This is a genomic window from Burkholderia anthina (assembly GCF_902498995.1).
Taxonomy (GTDB): domain Bacteria; phylum Pseudomonadota; class Gammaproteobacteria; order Burkholderiales; family Burkholderiaceae; genus Burkholderia; species Burkholderia anthina.
In genome coordinates this window covers 110058-127068 of record NZ_CABVLY010000019.1, presented here as the reverse complement: position 1 = coordinate 127068, position 17011 = coordinate 110058, and the positions used below count along the sequence as shown (strand labels likewise).

General features: G+C 60.1%; 24 protein-coding genes. 2 read left to right on the top strand and 22 right to left on the bottom strand.

The window, feature by feature from the left end; genetic code table 11:
* Window positions 1-17 precede the first annotated feature (17 nt).
* The 22 genes from BME24068_RS23300 to BME24068_RS23190 all read right to left on the bottom strand — a co-directional run bounded on the left by BME24068_RS23300 (window position 18) and on the right by BME24068_RS23190 (window position 15028).
* Window positions 18-1325: a phage major capsid protein gene (locus tag BME24068_RS23300; RefSeq protein WP_174927522.1), complete on the bottom strand. Its 1308-nt coding sequence runs from the start codon at window positions 1323-1325 to the stop codon at window positions 18-20.
* Window positions 1326-1428: 103 nt separating this feature from the next.
* Window positions 1429-2397, bottom strand: a complete 969-nt coding sequence (locus tag BME24068_RS23295) for a S49 family peptidase (protein WP_174927521.1) — start codon at window positions 2395-2397, stop codon at window positions 1429-1431.
* The gene (locus BME24068_RS23290) at window positions 2394-3653 is read right to left on the bottom strand and encodes a phage portal protein (protein ID WP_174927520.1); all 1260 of its coding nucleotides are present in this window, start codon (window positions 3651-3653) and stop codon (window positions 2394-2396) included. The genes BME24068_RS23295 and BME24068_RS23290 overlap by 4 nt, the downstream gene beginning before the upstream one ends.
* A 4-nt stretch (window positions 3654-3657) precedes the next feature.
* The gene (locus BME24068_RS23285) at window positions 3658-3843 is read right to left on the bottom strand and encodes a hypothetical protein (protein ID WP_174911720.1); all 186 of its coding nucleotides are present in this window, start codon (window positions 3841-3843) and stop codon (window positions 3658-3660) included.
* On the bottom strand, window positions 3840-5552 hold the full coding sequence (locus BME24068_RS23280; RefSeq protein ID WP_174927519.1) for a terminase large subunit: 1713 nt from the start codon (window positions 5550-5552) through the stop codon (window positions 3840-3842). Before BME24068_RS23280 ends, BME24068_RS23285 begins: the two co-directional genes overlap by 4 nt.
* A gap of 9 nt (window positions 5553-5561) precedes the next feature.
* Complete coding sequence (locus BME24068_RS23275; RefSeq protein WP_174927518.1) at window positions 5562-6047, bottom strand: phage terminase small subunit P27 family; 486 nt, start codon at window positions 6045-6047, stop codon at window positions 5562-5564.
* A gap of 147 nt (window positions 6048-6194) precedes the next feature.
* Window positions 6195-6551 (bottom strand): HNH endonuclease, encoded by a 357-nt coding sequence (locus tag BME24068_RS23270; RefSeq protein WP_174927517.1) that lies wholly within the window; start codon window positions 6549-6551, stop codon window positions 6195-6197.
* A 585-nt stretch (window positions 6552-7136) separates the two neighbouring features.
* Entirely contained in the window at window positions 7137-7421 is a 285-nt protein-coding gene (locus tag BME24068_RS23265) for a BrnA antitoxin family protein (protein ID WP_174927516.1), read from the bottom strand.
* Window positions 7405-7674, bottom strand: coding sequence for a BrnT family toxin (locus tag BME24068_RS23260; RefSeq protein ID WP_174927515.1), 270 nt, complete (start codon window positions 7672-7674; stop codon window positions 7405-7407). The genes BME24068_RS23265 and BME24068_RS23260 overlap by 17 nt, the downstream gene beginning before the upstream one ends.
* A 49-nt stretch (window positions 7675-7723) precedes the next feature.
* A complete protein-coding gene (locus BME24068_RS23255) occupies window positions 7724-8149 on the bottom strand; it encodes a hypothetical protein (RefSeq protein WP_174927514.1) in 426 nt (141 codons plus the stop codon).
* Between the two features lie 44 nt (window positions 8150-8193).
* The gene (locus BME24068_RS23250) at window positions 8194-8442 is read right to left on the bottom strand and encodes a phage portal protein (protein WP_174927513.1); all 249 of its coding nucleotides are present in this window, start codon (window positions 8440-8442) and stop codon (window positions 8194-8196) included.
* On the bottom strand, window positions 8439-8687 hold the full coding sequence (locus BME24068_RS23245; RefSeq protein ID WP_174927512.1) for a hypothetical protein: 249 nt from the start codon (window positions 8685-8687) through the stop codon (window positions 8439-8441). Before BME24068_RS23245 ends, BME24068_RS23250 begins: the two co-directional genes overlap by 4 nt.
* Window positions 8684-9193 (bottom strand): hypothetical protein, encoded by a 510-nt coding sequence (locus BME24068_RS23240; RefSeq protein ID WP_174927511.1) that lies wholly within the window; start codon window positions 9191-9193, stop codon window positions 8684-8686. The genes BME24068_RS23245 and BME24068_RS23240 overlap by 4 nt, the downstream gene beginning before the upstream one ends.
* Window positions 9190-9462: a hypothetical protein gene (locus BME24068_RS23235; RefSeq protein ID WP_420887564.1), complete on the bottom strand. Its 273-nt coding sequence runs from the start codon at window positions 9460-9462 to the stop codon at window positions 9190-9192. Before BME24068_RS23235 ends, BME24068_RS23240 begins: the two co-directional genes overlap by 4 nt.
* 62 nt (window positions 9463-9524) lie before the next feature.
* Window positions 9525-9968 carry a nuclease domain-containing protein gene (locus BME24068_RS23230; protein ID WP_174927510.1) on the bottom strand — a complete coding sequence of 148 codons (444 nt, stop codon included), beginning with the start codon at window positions 9966-9968 and terminating at the stop codon, window positions 9525-9527.
* Window positions 9965-10366, bottom strand: coding sequence for a winged helix-turn-helix domain-containing protein (locus BME24068_RS23225; RefSeq protein ID WP_174927509.1), 402 nt, complete (start codon window positions 10364-10366; stop codon window positions 9965-9967). Before BME24068_RS23225 ends, BME24068_RS23230 begins: the two co-directional genes overlap by 4 nt.
* A gap of 337 nt (window positions 10367-10703) precedes the next feature.
* Window positions 10704-11369, bottom strand: coding sequence for a RusA family crossover junction endodeoxyribonuclease (locus BME24068_RS23220; RefSeq protein WP_239008009.1), 666 nt, complete (start codon window positions 11367-11369; stop codon window positions 10704-10706).
* 11 nt (window positions 11370-11380) lie between these two features.
* On the bottom strand, window positions 11381-12655 hold the full coding sequence (locus tag BME24068_RS23210) for a replication protein (protein ID WP_174927508.1): 1275 nt from the start codon (window positions 12653-12655) through the stop codon (window positions 11381-11383).
* A gap of 8 nt (window positions 12656-12663) precedes the next feature.
* Window positions 12664-13533 carry a ParB/RepB/Spo0J family partition protein gene (locus BME24068_RS23205; protein WP_174927507.1) on the bottom strand — a complete coding sequence of 290 codons (870 nt, stop codon included), beginning with the start codon at window positions 13531-13533 and terminating at the stop codon, window positions 12664-12666.
* A 108-nt stretch (window positions 13534-13641) separates the two neighbouring features.
* On the bottom strand, window positions 13642-13815 hold the full coding sequence (locus BME24068_RS23200; protein ID WP_174927440.1) for a hypothetical protein: 174 nt from the start codon (window positions 13813-13815) through the stop codon (window positions 13642-13644).
* Window positions 13816-14095: 280 nt separating this feature from the next.
* Window positions 14096-14473 (bottom strand): helix-turn-helix domain-containing protein, encoded by a 378-nt coding sequence (locus BME24068_RS23195; RefSeq protein ID WP_174927506.1) that lies wholly within the window; start codon window positions 14471-14473, stop codon window positions 14096-14098.
* 312 nt (window positions 14474-14785) lie between these two features.
* Window positions 14786-15028: a transcriptional regulator gene (locus BME24068_RS23190; protein ID WP_239008008.1), complete on the bottom strand. Its 243-nt coding sequence runs from the start codon at window positions 15026-15028 to the stop codon at window positions 14786-14788.
* Window positions 15029-15113: 85 nt separating this feature from the next.
* Here BME24068_RS23190 and BME24068_RS23185 point away from each other — a divergent pair, with 85 nt between their 5' ends.
* Both BME24068_RS23185 and BME24068_RS23180 read left to right on the top strand, forming a co-directional pair.
* Entirely contained in the window at window positions 15114-15827 is a 714-nt protein-coding gene (locus BME24068_RS23185; RefSeq protein ID WP_174927505.1) for a S24 family peptidase, read from the top strand.
* Between the two features lie 26 nt (window positions 15828-15853).
* On the top strand, window positions 15854-16492 hold the full coding sequence (locus tag BME24068_RS23180; protein WP_174927504.1) for a hypothetical protein: 639 nt from the start codon (window positions 15854-15856) through the stop codon (window positions 16490-16492).
* Window positions 16493-17011 lie beyond the last annotated feature (519 nt).

The following is a 17011-nucleotide window of genomic DNA, read 5'->3' as shown; positions in this document are numbered from 1 at the left end:
CACGGTTGCGAGTACGCTTACGCGCCCCAGGTCACGCCGGCCAGCACTGCGATCGACTCGACGTGACGCGGGCCGAAGTCGTTTTTCGCGATCACGCGGATCAGCGTTTGGTCGCGCTGGAACGCGCTGACCACTTCGCCGCCAGCATCCTTGTAGGTCGCTTCCTTGCTGTAGTCGATCTCGAGTGTTTCCGCTTCGCCGATGAATACGTCGCCGAAGTCGGCGAAGTAGATTTCCGACTCATTGCCGGCACCCCCGAGATTGATCGGCACCTGCGTCGTTTTGCCGACCGGGTAGCCCTTGAGCATTCCGCTGGCGAGCTCCGGATAGACCTTGTTACCGTTCCCGTCGCGCAGGCCTTCGAGGAAGCGGAACGTGCGGGGAGCCATGATCCATCCGGGTTGCGTCAGATTCGCGTCGGCGTTTTCGAGCGCGAGAATGGCCTTGCCGAGATCCGTCTCGATCTTTTGCAGCGTCGAGCCGTCGCTCGCGGTGATGACGTTGCTGGCGAGAGCCCAGAAGCGCAACCCCTTCGGAGTATTCGCCGTACCATCGTCGCGGATGAACGCCTTGTCTTCTCGCGCTCCGATCGCGGCAGTGAGGTCGCCGACCACGATTTGATCGACGTTCGGATTCACGCCCGCGTACTTGATCAGATCGTTCGCGATCGGCACCAACGCGGCCATCTTCTTCGCCGACAGCTTCAGGTCGTCGAACTTTTGCTCCGTCGCCGGCATGTCGCTATCGGCTCCGATGTAGCCGACGATTGCGCCGCCCTTCAGGCGCGGCATCGTGACATTGCCGTTCTCGAACGGCAGCGAGCGAGCACCGAGCCTGCGAACGACGGACTTCGGACGCAGCAGTTCGATCACTTCGCTCGACAGGTTTTCCGGAACGAGCACGCCGCCCGCGCTCGACGAGAGCGTATTGAGCGACATCGCGACTTCCTCGCCGAAGCCGCGCTCGATCGCGAGTTTCGAAGCGAGCTGCGCGTCGCCACGCGCCGCCGCGAGAGCGCGGACCATACGCGCCATCTTCGCGCCCTTCACTTCCGGTGCCTTCGGCTGTGCGGCCACGGACGCTGCGCCCGGCGCAGCAACTGCGGCCGGCGTCGGATCGACCGGCACTGCTGCTGCTGCGGCCATGCGCTCGGCGACTTCCGCGCGCTCGATTTGCGCGGTGAGATCGTTGAATTTCGAACTGAGCTGGTCGAATTCGGCTTGCTGTTCGACGGACAGAGCGGTGCCGCCCAACTCGATCTGGGCCAGCGCCTGAACACGCTGATTGATGGCAGCACGTTCGCGGCGAAGTTCATTGATGTTCACTTACCCTTCTCCTAAAAAAAATGCCACCCGAAGGTGGCAGTGCTCAACTGAGACGCGAACGCGCTCTGATGTTGATCGTGAAATTCTGATTTTCTGCGACTGGTTACATCATGGATTGCATATTCATCGCCGCCGCACGGGCCGACACACTACGTCGAGCGCTCCCGCTCTGACGCTCGGCTCGCGATGCGCGCACTTCCGCCGCAATCCGGTTGATCGCTGCCTGCGGCGTCTCGATGCTGTCCGCAAGCCCGGCGTCGACGCCTTGCTGTCCGAAGAAGATGCCCGCCTGCGTGTCCTTCACCGCCTGCGTGCTCAAGCCACGGAAGTTCGCGATCGCGTCGACAAACTGCTTGTAGCTGTTTTGCACCATGCTGGTAAGGAACGATAGCGACTGATCACTCAGCGGCTCATGCGGCGTCAGGTCGTTCTTGTGGTCGCCGGCAAATACCGACGTCACCTTGATCCCTTGCTGCTCGTCACGCTGCGAGACGTCGAGATGGTTGGCGATCACGCCAATGGACCCGACGCCCGACGTGCGGCTGACGATCACCTTCGAAGCCGCGGCGGCGATGAGATAACCACCCGAAAAGGCCGAAAAGTTGACGATGGCCGTGATCGGCTTGACCAGCGATGCAGCGCGAATGTCGTCAGCCAGCTCGAACGCACCGGTCGCGCTACCACCGTTGCTGTCGATATCGAGAACGATATGTTCGACAGCCGGATCCGCAACCGCCTGATTCACGGAGGAACGCAGCCCCTCGTAGCTGGTCATAGGCTCGCACGGGTTCATGTGCGCCGAACGCGACACCAGGATCCCCGAGACAGGAATGATGTCCATGCCGGTATCGGCAACGAGCGCTCGCCGACGCTCCGACGCCGCGGCCATCTGTGCGCCACTGTCGAACTCATCGTCCTCCATGATCTTCGGCTGCGCGCCGTGCACGGTCAGGTTGACGATGTTCAGGTTGAGCGCCTGATTCGCCCATTGCACCGCGAGCGACATCATCGGGTCCGTAACGAGCTGCGGCTGGTTGAAAATCAGACTTGCAAGTCTGAGGTGCGGTTTCAAGATAGGATCCTCTCAATTTCGCCGATTTGTGCTTTCGTCGGCTCGGTCTTCCCGGCAGCTGCTTGCTGCGGCTTCGACGCGTCGACCATGTTCATCGGACTCAGATAGATATCGCCCCCTTTGACCGGCGGCATGTTTTCGAGTCGCCGAATGTCGTTGATCGACAGCCATCCCCACTGGCGCCCGACCGCATAAGCGGCGTAACGCGATGCCTGATCGCCGCGAAGCAGCCCGGAAAGGTTGTATTCGATGAAGTACTGCTTGCGTTCGGACGGCAGCAGCAAATCGCGCGTCTTCGCCTGCTCGTGCCTCTTGACCCATGGCAACAACGTATAGATGACGAACTGGAGCGACTGGTGCTCGATGTTGCTGAACGTCGCCCGCTCCAGTTCGTTCACCATATGAGCCGGAATCTTGTAGATCCGCGCGATGTCGAGCGACGAAAGACGCAGCGCATCAATCAGCGCTGCGTCAACGTTCGTCATCGACAACGGCTTGAAGGTCATGCCTTCTTGCAACAGCGCGACTTTCTTTGCGTTGCCGGACCCGCCAAATTTCGCATTCCAGCCGTCCGTGATGCGGTCCACGCTGGCCTGATCCTTGAGCGCAGGCGCATCTGTTGGCCGCTCGATTACGCCCGACAGCGCCGTGCCGTTCATGAACGACTTGCCGGCGTACTGCTGGATCGCCTGCGCGTGCCCGATTGCGTTCGCGTGCAGCATGACGGGCGACAGGCCGGTATAGCCGTTGATCGACATCCAGCGAACGTGATGCACCAACCGCTGCGGCATCGGGTCGGCGCCGTAGACCCGATAGACGGGCATGAGGTCCGAGCCCTTCATGACCGTAACAGCCTCGTTATCGAGCGGATACAGGCCCCGAATGACCCCATCCTGATCACGATCGATGAAGCTGTAGCTGTTGCCGCGAAGGCCGACAGCAACCTGCGACTGATCCTGATACTCAAACGGCGTCTGCCACGGGTTAGGCTCGTATTTCAGGATCGAGTACAGCGGATGGTCAGCCGCAGGCTTCCTGTCGTCGCCAGAGCGCTCATAGAGCTCGATCGGAAGTTGTGCGATGCTCTCCGACAGCAGCGTGACGCAGTTTTGCAGGACCGTCAGCGAAAGCGCGCTCGCGGGAGTCACGACCTGGCCCGATTCGGATCGCGCACTTCCCAATAGCGCCGACACCCAACCTCCGGAACCCATTTGGGTTTGGCCGAGATTGGACAGCAATTGCCTACTGAAAAACATCGGGCTACTCCTTCGGTTGCCCGACTCGCTGTGCACGAGCCGCCGCCATATCCGCCAAGAGCGCCCACAACAGAAGCAGGACACCCGCGACAATCAGCCCAATCGGCAGGCTGATCAGCACCACACCCGTAACCAGCAGCGCAAACCCGAGCAGGCCGGCCACCCAGGCCGCAATAGCAATTGAATTCAAACCCCCACTCCTTGATCGTAGATCGACTCTGAATCGACGCGATCGGCAAGCATTGCGCGCCCCATCGCCATGATGAGCGCCACGGCGCCATCGATTTTGTTGTCGTTGCCCTGCTTGATCGGACGCACCACGTCGTCATTTCCCGGCAGGTTCTTTCCGATGACGTTGCTGACACACCACGTCATGATCGGATTGCCGTCGTGATGGAATCGACCTGCGGTAATCGCGGCCTCAAGCTCCTTCATCGGGTCGGACATGTTCGTGTAGTTCTGCACGATCGTGACCGGCGTCAGCCCCTCATCTTCGAGCTGATGCGAGAGGTTCGTCGCGCCGTGCGGGTCCAGCGGCGTGCACTGCACCGGGCACAACCGGTTTGCGTCCTTCGCCTCCTCGAGAATGTCGCGATAGTCGATCTCCGCGCCATCCGTTTCGAGCAAGTAACCCTGATTGACCCATGCCTGATAGCGCTCCGCCATCCGACGGTTGTCGGTATTAGTCACCGTGTCCTCCGGCACCCAGAATCGCGGCGCAACGCAAAAGTAGTGCCGCCGCCCTTCGATGTCGCGCCAGAGAAGTCGAGCCATGCTGTTCAAGTCGAGCTTGCGCGCCATGTCGAGCGCGAGCACGCAGTCTTGACCCTCGAACTGCTCAATGGTCAGCGCGCGGTCTTCGCAAGCCTTCCAGTCTTCGAGGTTGAAATAGCCCGTCTTCGCAGACGTCCAGACGTTCAGATGCTTCGTCTTGAACGTGTTTGTGAAGCGCGCCGACTTGATCGCACGCTGCTGCTGGCTCTCCAGATACTCCTGATAGACCGAAATTCCGATATTCGGATTGGCCTTCGCGAGAACGAGCGGATCGGTCCAATCGTCCCCTTCGTCGATGGTCCAGATCCATCCGAAAAGCTCGTCGTCGGGAACCGTCCCTTCGAGCATTTCGATCACCTGCCGGCGCTTGTCGAAGCACGGACCCTCGATGTTCGCGCCGGCCGTCGTAATGATGAACATGAGCGGCTGCCGACGCGCGCCCATGCCGGTCAGCATGGTTTCGTACAGTGCGGCGCTATCGTGCTCGTGATACTCGTCCACGATTGCGCATGAAGGCGACGCGCCATCGCCGGGGTTGCCGATGATCGGCTCGAATCGACTCCCGTCGGCCGGCTTGTTCATATTCGAGGCATTGACCTCGATTCCAGCCGAGTCGATGAGCATCGGCGAGCGCTTCACCATCAACTGCGCAGGCCGAAAAACTTCCCATGCCTGCTTTTCAGACGTCGCGCCGGAATACACCTCCGCGCCAAACTCGTCATCAAGCACGAACATCCCGATGCCGACGCCGGCCGCGATCACCGATTTGCCGTTCTTTCTGGGCACCTCCCAGTAGCTCTCGCGAAACCGGCGCTTGCCGGTGCGCTTGTTGACCCATCCGAAGGTCGCCATCAGGCCGAACTTCTGCCAGGGCTCAAGCGTTACCAGTTGCCCCTTGAACGCCCACTCGCCTTTCGTGTGCGGCAGCAGTTCAATGAGCTCGAGCTTTCGCTCAGCGGCTTCCGGATCGAACTTCCATCGGAAATCCTTCTTTCGACTCGCCGCAAGGTCGTCAAGGTGGCGCTTGCAAGCAAGTTGCACATACCGGCAAGCTGGACGCTTGCCACGAACGACGTCTCGCGCGAACTTGAGCCCCTGCTCTACGCGCGGGAATTTCGTCGCCATGTCTTCCAATCATTTGCCGAGCAGCTTCGCGAAAGGGTTATCGGGCGTTTTCGGCTTCGCGCCGACCAGGCGCTGCCGGCTAGCCGGGTCGAGTCCGAGCATTGCGCCGAAGCTCGCCATTTGTGCCGCGGCCTCCTTCACTACGGTCGCGGCTGGATTTTTCATTGGACTGCCTTGCGAGCTGTCGACGACAGGACCGTTGCGAGTCAGATCGTCCTGCGCAGTGCGCCAGTTGCCATACGCGGCACAGAAGATTTCAACAATGTGCAGGTCGGTCACTTGCAAGATTTTTTGCCCGCAAAGCAGCGGAACAACGCGCTCCCACATGTCCCGCGCCTCGCCGGAGATCCACTCCGGAGGCTCGATATTCGTGACCAAGCCGAAATCCGGCTCGTCCTTATTCAGCGCACGTTTGCCGGGATTTCCAGCAGCGACCTTCCGTGCGGTCGGCTTGGGTTTTCTGCCCCGACCCGGCACTGACGCGATACCTCCCACCGGCCAACTCCTGAATTTTTAATTTCGCGGGCGTAAAAATTCGACGAAGCGGGCGGTCCCAGAGGCGACGCCTTCCAGACTTTTTCACCCCCCCTCCCCGCCCGGCCATCCGCCGGGCGGGCAACGACCGGCACGGCCGCTCCCACGTCACCGCAACCGCTCGCGCGCCGTCTTCGCCGCGTGGCAGTCGCGACAGATTGCTTGCAAGTTCTCGTCGCGGTCGGTTCCACCGCGCGCCTTCGCGATGACGTGGTCAACAGCAGTGGCGGCTGTCACGCGCCCTGTTTGCAGACAGGGCTGGCACAGGCCGCTATCGCGTCTCAGAATGCGCTGCCGGATCTTTTCCCATGCGCTGCCGTAGCCCCGCGCATGCCGATTACCACGCACCGCATCGGGCTTCCACTTCACTGCCTCGTGCGCGTGCTGGTCGCAGTGCGTCTTACCGTCCGCGACGAGCGCGCTGCATCCCCGGTGCTTGCAAGGCTTCATTGGGCGACGCGCCATATTCAACCCTCGTCACTGATCCGCCGACATGTGGCGCAACCGCACGCGCCTCGCATAGAGTTCCTTCATGGGGCTTCCTTCTGTCCGCGATGCAGACGGGATTGCTTCGGTTCGTAGTAGGCTCTGCGCACCGTCTGACTCTGGCGCTCTTGTCGCCGGTCTGCGTAGTGCAAACGCATGAATGCGATAACCGCCACGACCGCGCGCACCCAGCGCGGGCGACGACGAAACGTCAAGACGGACATATCAACTCGAGGCGCGTAAACGGAAAAAGCCCGCGAGGCTTTCACCTTGCGGGCTTCATGTATAACTCGAATAGTGGTTTAGGGCGTGGCCCCTGGTCCTCAGTTATTCCCCGGCTGTGAGGACTCCGCGCGACCGCCTAGGCGGTTTCTGGCTTCAGCCTTCATCAGACGCGTATTCGTGCCGGGACAGATGCTCGCTGCACAGGGCCACATGCGAGCCCACGCCCTAAGCCACCTCTCGATAAAAAGCCCACGCGGCTTTCCGGGTGGGCTTTGCTTCGGGCGCACCTCGCGCCCGACGTCGTCAATATAGCGAAATGCGGACGGGTTTACAACCCCTTTATGCGGGCTGGTGATCTTTCAGCCAATCGCGAAGCGCATCGTTCATACGTGTTTGCCAGCCATCGCCCGACGACTTAAACGCCTCGACGATGTCGGCATCGTAGCGAACCGACAGCAGCACCTTTGGATTCGCAGCACGCGGCCGGCCACGCGCACCCAGCCGCTTCATTTTCTTGAAATCACCTTCGGTCACTTCGAAGGTGTCAGGATCCGCAGCAATGCCGCGGTTGATTGCCGCGTCTTCTTCGTCCGTCGGCATGACGATCTTACGTTTGTTCGACATAGCTCTTTACCTCGCGCTTGTTCGCCTTACGCATGCTGATGATGTGCATGACATTACCGCGTTGCGTGAACACGACGCAGTAGAGACGATCACCGATGACGCCGAATCCGATTTCGCGCACTTCCTTGTAGTCGTGCCGGGAATCAACGCAGGCCATTACTTCCGGCCAATCCAACTCTGCCGCCAGTTCAAGCGACACGCCGTGCTTGGCGATGTTGGATTCGTTCTTAGCGGGGTCAAAGGTGATGTCCATGTGAATAATTGTAGCTACGAATAATAAAGAGCGCAAGTATTTTTTGTAGCTACGCGCAGACAGCCTGACGCAACAGGCCGCGTGCCATCAAGCGCGGATACAGAGCCGCTTTCGCATCTTGGTAGTTCGCGTGCGCCTCCGACAGATTGAACGCGCGCGGGTTGCTCCAGACGTTTGCGCCGCACTCCCGGTTCATCGCCCCGATACGCTTCGTCTTCATGTGTCGCTGGATAGCAGCGCGCTCCTGCCACGCCAGAGCGTCAACGCACACGTCGACCTGTTCCGCACGCTTCTTCGCTGCCTTCCGGTCTGCCTCTTCCGAGCGCTCGTCGGCCGTGACCGTCCGTTCGTCTTCGGAGAAGCCACGGCACGACGGATCGACGCGCCCATAACCAAGACTCGGCACGTAGCCAGCCTGCCAGTCGTACCATTCGCCGAGCAGTTCTTCGATCTGGTTGCTTTCGTCGAGCGTCATGTTCTTCCTGTTTTCGATTTGCTTGAGAGGTCGGTGATTCGTCGTTACATGACGACCGTGAAGTTGATGCCGTGGTGCGTAAGCCAGTCGCCTATCGCATGGCGCATCGTCCGGTTGCGCGGCCACGGGAACGCGATCTGCATGCCGTGTTCCGTCTCCGTGATCTCGCCGCTGAACGGGCATTCGTCGAATGCGATGAGATCCGCCTCGGTCACTCCGTCGCGATGACGAATCGACGATATGAGCAGACGCTCGGGCACGTCGCTGTACAAGATGCATGCGGCTGCGCTCATACGCCTTCCGCGCCCGGCTGCTTTGCGTGGTCGATGGTCACGGTGACGATCGCCTCGAATTCCGATCCGTAGCTACCCATTCGGCTCGAAAGCCGCACATCGACGCTGACACCGGCTCCCGATCGCTCCAACCCTGCCGACTCGCATACGCGCTGCGCGAGAATTCGCTCAATCGCATCTGCCGCCAGCACCGCCCGATGCACCGTCACGTTTGTGCGCGCAACATTGATTTTGATGTCGCTCATACCCGGATACCCCCCAGTTCCTGCAAGAGCTGTTGAAGCTGGCGGGCCTTCATCACGGCAGCCTGCGTTTCCGAGCCCTGCTCGGCGATGACGAGCGCTGCCGTCTCGATGTCAGACGCGAGCGTGTCCGCGTCGTCTCGCAACCGGCGCAAGCGCCCGGCAATCCCGTCCAGCACATCGATCGGCGATGCCGGCGCGGCCGGTTTCGATTCAGTCTTCAGGTTCGGCACGTCGATTTCTCCTTGCACTTCGGTTTTCACTGTTTCTTCGCGCACCTCGACTCGCTGGAAGAATCCCCGCTGCGGCTCCCTGACCAGCCCGGAATCCTTCAAGGCGCTCAAGCAGCCCTGCATTACCCGGTAGTCGATGTGGCTCTTGGTGATCTTCGTGAGGTGCGACATCATCTGGTGGATCGACCACGCGTCGCGGATCGGAACTACCTCAAACACCTTCTTCGCGATCGTTGCCTGTCCTTCCAGGCGCTTTCTCTGTGCTGCCGGTGTCATTGCGCCTCCCTCAAGTCCAAGACCAACGCACCGCTCTCCAGAAACTGCCCCATCTCGCGCGACTTTCGATTGCGGTGGACGTATGCCTTTGTCCGGAACACACCCGGCTCCACCCACCGCGCATCGACCTGCGGAATACGCGTCCGGTACATTTCCGGAATAAACGCATCAACCTCGACGGATGCGATCAACTGGCGCTTGACTGTCGCGATTCGGGCGATACGGAACACGGTTGCATCGATTTCGCGCGTCCGTTCGTAGATGACCATCCCACCGGCCCCGCGCCGTCTCGGGGCGCTGTATGTCCCGTCCGGGATCTCGACCCACAGCCTCACTGGCAATTTGCTTCTCCCATCTTTCGGGCGCGCACCGGCGCCCATTCCTCGTACGCCGAATCCCACACATCGAACTTGACCTGCATAGGCGTGCCGACTCGGTTCTGATCGATCCACGCGTGACACAGGTTGCAGCCCGGAACCGTGAATTCGTTTTTCGCCTTCAGTCCACCGGCTTTCCCGTGACGCCCTTGATTCGAGTGACACGGCACCACCGTGTCGTCCATCGGATTCAGTCGGCACAGACCGGGAACACGCAGGTAACACGGCTCGCCGCGACAGGCCGCCAGATACTTCGAGCCCTCGGCAACTGTCGGCCGCTTGGCCCGGCGCTTCATCGCGACCTTTCCCGGCGCCTGTTCCGGTAACGGTGAGCTTTTCCGGGACCACGACCCGCGCGACATCGGCTTCGTGCGCGGCTTGAATCCGGATCGCTTCATGCTGCTGCTCGACCGACGTCCACCATCGCTCGAATTGCGATTCCGGCCCACGCAGCCGATTCGGCCAATCGCCGCTCTCTCTCGATCTGAGCTGCGATACGCTCTTGGATCTGCTGCGAACGCTTCGAGATGCCGCCTTCGTTGAACCCCTCGAAGGGCTTGCCGGTGTATTTGAGCGGCGAAGCCGTATGAAACACACCGTTCGGAACGCCCTCCACCGCAATCCGGGTGAGATAGCCGTCCGAAATCAGCTTTCGGACCATCCCTCGCATACCGCCCCCTTGGTTGAGTCCCAAGACCCGCGCGACTTCAGCAGCATGGATTCCCGGATTCGCCTTCACGCACTCGATCATCTTTTTCGAAACCGGCCCGACCTTCCCCGCCTTTCTGCCTGCCATCAGACCTCCCTGATTCCGACGACGCCCCGCGCCACCATCGCCAGCGCCCGATGTCCGTTTAGCCAACCCTGATACCCCTTCAGATGGCTCGTAAAGTCCGGACGGATTCGGGTGTCAACATGTCTCGGACCCACCCCAGTTCCAGCAAGACAGAACTCCCGACTGCGCTTTCGCCCCTTCCTCGAATCAATTGCGGTAACTGCACGAACGCCGCCCAACAGAAGCCGCGCCGTTGTGACGGGTATCCGCGCCTGCGTGGCAAGGTCACTTGCCGTGTACCACCGACCGGCCTTCATCACCGCCAAAATCCCGTCAAGCTTGTATTTCCCAGTTGCCTTCACGCAGCCTCCTTATCCAGCTCAGTCACCACCAAATCAGCACGCGGGTGCTCCCCGTACGCCTTCGTCAGAACGATCGACACGACCTGCGAGTCGTCCCAGTACACGATGCCGTTCATCCCGTCTTTGATCGCCTTCAGCACGTTGTCGGCATCCGGCTTCTTGGTCGCCGCGATCTCGCCCATGTATGCCAGCCGCTTACGGCGCTTCGACCAGCTCGCCGGGACCGGCAGGACGATCGACACCGTGAGTGCAACCGGGCGCCCGAACGGCAGCTCCCGCAGCATTGCCGCCCGCGCAGCAGCTTGTACCTCTGCCTCGTATCGCTTCGTTGCCTTCGGCGTGTGCATCCGGATGCCGCGGGGAGTCGAGCTTGCGCGGGGCCGCCCTTTTGCAACCGGATTGCAGTCGACCGTGAACCCTACGGACCTGGCCGCCATCTGCTGCGCGACCTTTCTGTATGCCGGCGTCAGCACCGGCGGAGCATCGATCCCGTCGCCAATGTCGTCGAAACCTGCGTCGACCTGCGGCCGGTTGCCCGTTGCATCGAAAACGGCCTTCTGCGCCGACGTCATCTTCGGCCGCGAGTCGTCGCGCACGCGTGCCGTACCGACCTTCGTCGTACCCTCGTCGACGCGCATCGGCCATGTGGTTCGTTTCGTCATGTGAATGCTCGTCACTCTTCGTTGTAGAAGCGCCAGAGACGCTCGTATGCTTCGTCGCCATACTTCGCCTCGGCCGCGAGATCCTGATCGCGCCAGACGCCGGGTCCGGCCGCCTTGAACACGCGCCGGCGGTACGTGACGACGTTCTCTTCGTCTCCCTTGGTGATGCCCAGCTCCGCGCCGCGTGCCGCGATGCCAGGTCCCGTCGCATGCCAGTCGCCACGCACACCTGGTGCTGTGCCGGCCGGCTTCGCGACACGCATGCGGCCCGTCGTGTCGCCGAATCCCTTCGGGCTGATCAGGTAGTCGAATCCTGCATGCGGCGGCAGCTCGACCTTGTCGCGAACCGCCGGGAAATACCGGCCCGCTGCTTCCGGGTCGTTCTTCAGGTGCGCAAGGAAGGCACGGATCGAGCCAGCACGGGCCTCGACGAATACCGCTTCGTCCACGGTGCCGATACGCTCCCCAAGCGCCTCGTTGAAGGCTCGGATCACGGCCGTTTCGGCATCGCTGTACGCAGTCTGGAATTCGTCCATCCATCCGCCGTCGTTCAGCCACGTTGCTGCGTGCGGCTGGAATTTCGGGTTCTGCCACTGCTCCGAAGTCTTGGCCCGCTCCAGACCTGACATCAGGTCCTTGAAGAGCTGCTCGTCCGGGTTGACCTTGGCAAACGCCTTTTCCGCTGCTTTCTTCGATCGCTTACGCGGGTAGCACTCCCAGAAATTCTCAAAGCGTTCGCGAAGCGAGCGCGAAAGGGTTTCTCTTGGAGTTGTCTCTTGGTTCTTTCTCTTGGAGTTGTCTCTTGTGGTTACTGTTTCGGTAACCCCAAATGACTGTTTCGGTAACCCCAAATGACTGTTTTGGTAACCCTCTATTACCGTTTCGGTAACCCCTTCGTTACCGTTTTGGTAACCCAAAATCTTCGACGTATCGATCCGCGCTTTGCCTATCCACTGATCAAAGTCCTTGTTGATCGACAGACTCGCGGCGTATCGTCCCGGCGACTTCACAAGAACCTGCATGTCAATCAACTCGCCGATCGCGGCAGAGATGTGCGGCGGCAAGACACCGGTCTTGTCATGGAACTGCGTCAGACTGATTTCGTCAGCGGCCTTGTCATAGCCGTATGTCTGACGCATCAACACCATCAAAATCTTGTAGTGCCGCTTGCCAAAATCAGCCAGCGCAAGGGCCTCCAGAACGCTATGCGGCACGCGGGTGTACCTCTCTTCAGCTTGGGCGGAGCGCGGCCGCTCCGGCATAGGAATGACGTGCGCGAGCGCCATACACGCACTCATCCCTGCGTAGCTGAAACGGCATCATCAATCGTCGCCTGACGCGGATCGGCCGCATCCTGTGCGCCGACATCACCTTCCAGATTGAGAACCCACCGCAACGCTTCAGCGCGCTCGCCCGCAGCCCTCTCCAGCTCGGCCGCAATCTGCTTGCGGGTGCGCATGCGCGGAGCCGCGTCTCCGGTCACGGCCTCTTTCTGCGCGCGCGCCTTCGCATGCCCTTCCTTGCCCTCAGCCGCAGCGACGACGGCCCGCACCTTCTCGCGCTGTTGATCCGGAGTCAGTTTCGCGAGCTTCAGCGCGTTCGATACGGTGATCTGGTCAGCCTCGAGCGCATCACGCACGGCAGCCGTGCAATCGAGCAACTTCAACTGCTGGCGGACCGTCGGCACCTCGACGCCGAACATGGTTGCGACGGTTTCTTCCGTGTGGCCGACGTCCAGCATTCGCGCCATCTTCTCGGCGCGGTTGATCGGCGAATCCTCTTTTCGGATTTCGTTCGTGCTGACCATGACCGCCGAGAACGACCGACCGCCGTCGTTGATGACCTTCTGCGGGATTGCCGGGATCGTGATCGGCGGCTCACCCGCGGCGATCAGTTGCCGGTTGAGCTCGCGGGCATTGATCACCCGTGTGCGGCCGTCGATGACCAGATTCTTGCCGGTCTCCGGATCCTTGTAGAACAGCACCGGCTTGCGCACGCCGATCGCGCGGTAGTTCAACACCGTCTTCGGGTTCGGCTCTTGATGAACGCGCCGGTCGTACAGCGGGTGCGACGGGTCCGTGACCAGTTCGAGGTCGTTCGGGTCCATCGCGAGCGCAGTTACCTTGCTCTGCGCGCCATATGCTTCAACGGAGCTTTTTGCCACGTTTCCTCCAGAAATGGGATTTGCGGGTCAGGCGCAGTGATGTTCCCAGCAGACCTAGAAATGCAGAAATCATTTCGATTGCTGGATTGCCGGCCCCGCTTAGTTGCTTCAGTGGCCGCACGGCACGGAGCCGTCGAGGGATTCTTTCGCGCCGCACGACAGGCACCTGCGCGGATACGTCGGGTGTTGACTGGTGTCGCGCGTGATGCGCTTCACTTCTTCGGTGGTGGCCGGGTTCCGCTGGCACGGCTCGGCATGTTCGTTTTTCTGATTGGCTTCCATAAATTCGAATTTTTAGGATTACTAAACCCGGACGCAAAGGCTCGAACTCGGGCGTTTGCGACTGGCTTCAGAACGCCGGCCGGAGCCGGCGCGCCTTACTGCTTCGTTTCCTGCTGCGCCTCGAGGAACAAAAATCCGGCTACCCTGAATGCTTCGGCGACTTCCGGATCTTCAACAGCAACCCTTTCCAGCTCCTTCATCAGTGCGTTTCGGTTGTCACCTACCCGTACTCGGGCGTCCTCTACGGCCTTGCAGCCCTTCCGAAGCGCATCTTCCTCGGTCATTTCATGGCTGCCCTCTGCTGAATCACTTCCTCCATCAACGTCAGCATCGCCATGCGCGCGAGATACTGCGACACGGCACGGTTGCCGACGACCCGTTCAAAGTCCGCGATCAGCTTCGCGGGCAAGTCCTGCCGCGGCTTCCCGTGACGGTCAACCGGATCACGGTTGAGCATGTTGGAAAGGTGCGACGCAGGAACCTCCAGCCGCTCCGCCAGCGTCCTTTGCGTCATGCCGCGCACCGCTCGCATATCCCATGCGAGGCACACGGCATCACGGAAAGTCGCGCATTCCGCAATCGATTCGGGCGCAATGAATCGATCGGCCTGAGCCGCCTCGGAACCGCGCTGCGCTTGGGGATACCCCTGAGCTTGCATCTACCCTCCATAGTGAAAATCAAACGAGTTACGACTGGAATTACGACTCATGCCTGGCGCAAAATTTTTTGCATCAACTGCCTTACTGGATGCGAACCGTCGCCATGCAAGAATCGAAGCCTTGTGCTGACTACTCGGGATCGGTCGGAACGACGACAACGCCGTCCTTCGTGATTCGCCAGATGACTCGCCCAGTCGCCGGATCAACGCCCGAAACCTCCGTCGCGACAAACTTGATCGATCCGTCACCGTTCGGCCCGGCCATGCGCGATCGGCGAGCAAGCTACCGGCGCAGACGAGCGTACAGAAGCTTCATTCGATCGCCTTTGGTTGAGCGAGCTCGGGCCAGATGTCCTGCCAGTCATCCGGGCGTAGCACTTGGCGAGTAACAACACCACCTGATTCCCGCCAAATCGCAACGCACAGCTTCTCGCCAGGCATGCGCTGACCATAAATGACATTCCGAAGGAACGCGTAGCTCGTGCCGCACCGCTTCGCGAAGGCTTGGCGATCCGCCACGGGCATATCCATCAAGAATTTTTTGAGCTGATCCATGCCCGGAAGGCTACACCATTCGGTGAAGTCTTACAACACCATTCGGTGAATTCACCAAATGGTTTCACCATGCTCTAATCGCCTCATGAACGATCTCACCGACATCCGCCGGCAAAACCTTCAACAGCTCGTCGACGACAATAGCCTTGCCGAAGTCAGTCGCCGCACGAAGAAGCCGGCCAGTCAAATAAATGACATGCTGGCCGGCCGAAAGTCATTTGGCGAAAAGGTCGCGCGGGCTATCGAGACTTCATGGGATCCTTCTAAGCCGCCTGGTTGGCTTGACTCCGTGAGCAACTCACCCTGTGGTGCAGCCGAGTCCGATGCCCGCGATGCATCACGAGGGGGACACCATCCGGTTCTTTTGAAGTATCCTATTAATACAAAGAACTTTCGCTGCGTGTTCGTTGTAGGGCGAGCGCAAGGTGGATTGCCTGAGAGAATTTGGACGGACGGGGATTATCCGGTGGGAGTAACAGACGAATACGCAGAAATCGCAACGGCGGACCCCCACGCATTTTTATCTCCAGTTGTCGGCACTTCGATGGCGCCGCGGTTCAACCCTGGCGAATTCGCATTGGTTGAGCCCAGCACCGACCCGGAAATCGAAGATGACGTGCTGGTTCGCCTGGCTACGGGCGAAACAATGCTCAAACGCCTTCTGTCGCGCCGCGATGGGCTGATCCGACTGGGTAGCTACTCGGAACACGCGACATACACGTACAGACCCGAAGAAATTACTTGGATGTACTACGTCGCCCATCAAGTGCCGGCCCGGAAGATAAAAATTCGAATGTAACAACAGACCAACAGTAATCGGGGACCATGGGAAAAGTATCAAAATCAATTGCACGGGTGTCGTTCGCACTTCTTTGTGCCGCCGCACTCGCCGCGGGGCCGGCTAAGGCGAAGAAACCCCAGAAAGGCCATGAGCGGACTTGGACCAAGGAGCCGGACGGTTTTCTAGGCTTCAAGTTTGGCGAGCCGTTCCCGGATTCCGGCACTTTGCCAGACTGCCCGAAGGACGGGTCTCACACGGACTACTCTGCAGTATTCAAGATGAGCAGCATGTGCTTCGACGGATATGGCCGGAGTAGCTACGGGACCATCTGGAACACACCGAAACTCGGTTTTGGCTATGAAGTCAACGTAATGATTTCAGACGGAAAGCCCGTCACGTTTGTCCTCGCGACGAAACCGGAGAATTTCTCTCAACTCGCCGACGTTCTGATCCAGCGCTACGGCCCACCCAGCCAATCTAAAACAGGCACTGTCCAGAACGGTGCAGGCGCGACTTTTGACAATCAATCCCTCAAGTGGATTGGAAAAAAGGTGACAATCAACGCCGAAATGCGGAGCGGCACCGTCGACCAGTCCAAGGTTTTCATCTCAGACCGCGCTTACTGGGACGCCAGACAAAGCGAGCAAGATCAGGCAGCAAAATCCGGAGCCGATCAGCTCTAATATCAGATATCAAGTAGCAAGTGACAAAAGCCCGCCGCGCGCGGGCTTTTTTCATTCCCAAACACACCCGGCTATTGCTCGGATAGCTCGTCACACCACCACTTCATCACGTCAAACCCAAAAATTCACCGTTTGGTGTTGACATAGACTTCACCATTTGGTGTAATTCATCTCAACGCAGCACAGAACGCTGCGCCTCCCCTCTGGGGATTGCTCCTTAGACGGATCGGCAGCAGCCAGGCCGGCATCGTCCAGACAATCGAAGGTAAGCCGAGCTTGCGAAAGCAGGCGACAGGCCGGCGCGATCTGCGTCGTGAGTCAGGACGGACACAGCGGAAAACCGCAGCGCGCCGAGCGAGCCTGATGCAAGACAGCCAGCAACACGTGTCCGATGGCGTTGTAATCGGCACAAACCTCGCGCGGCCCGGAGCCGGCACGACCGGGAGTAGTCGGGCGCGCGAGTGATGCAACAACGTTCAGTGAGGGTGCCTCAAGCCGTCGCGGCGGCTCTAAATAGCC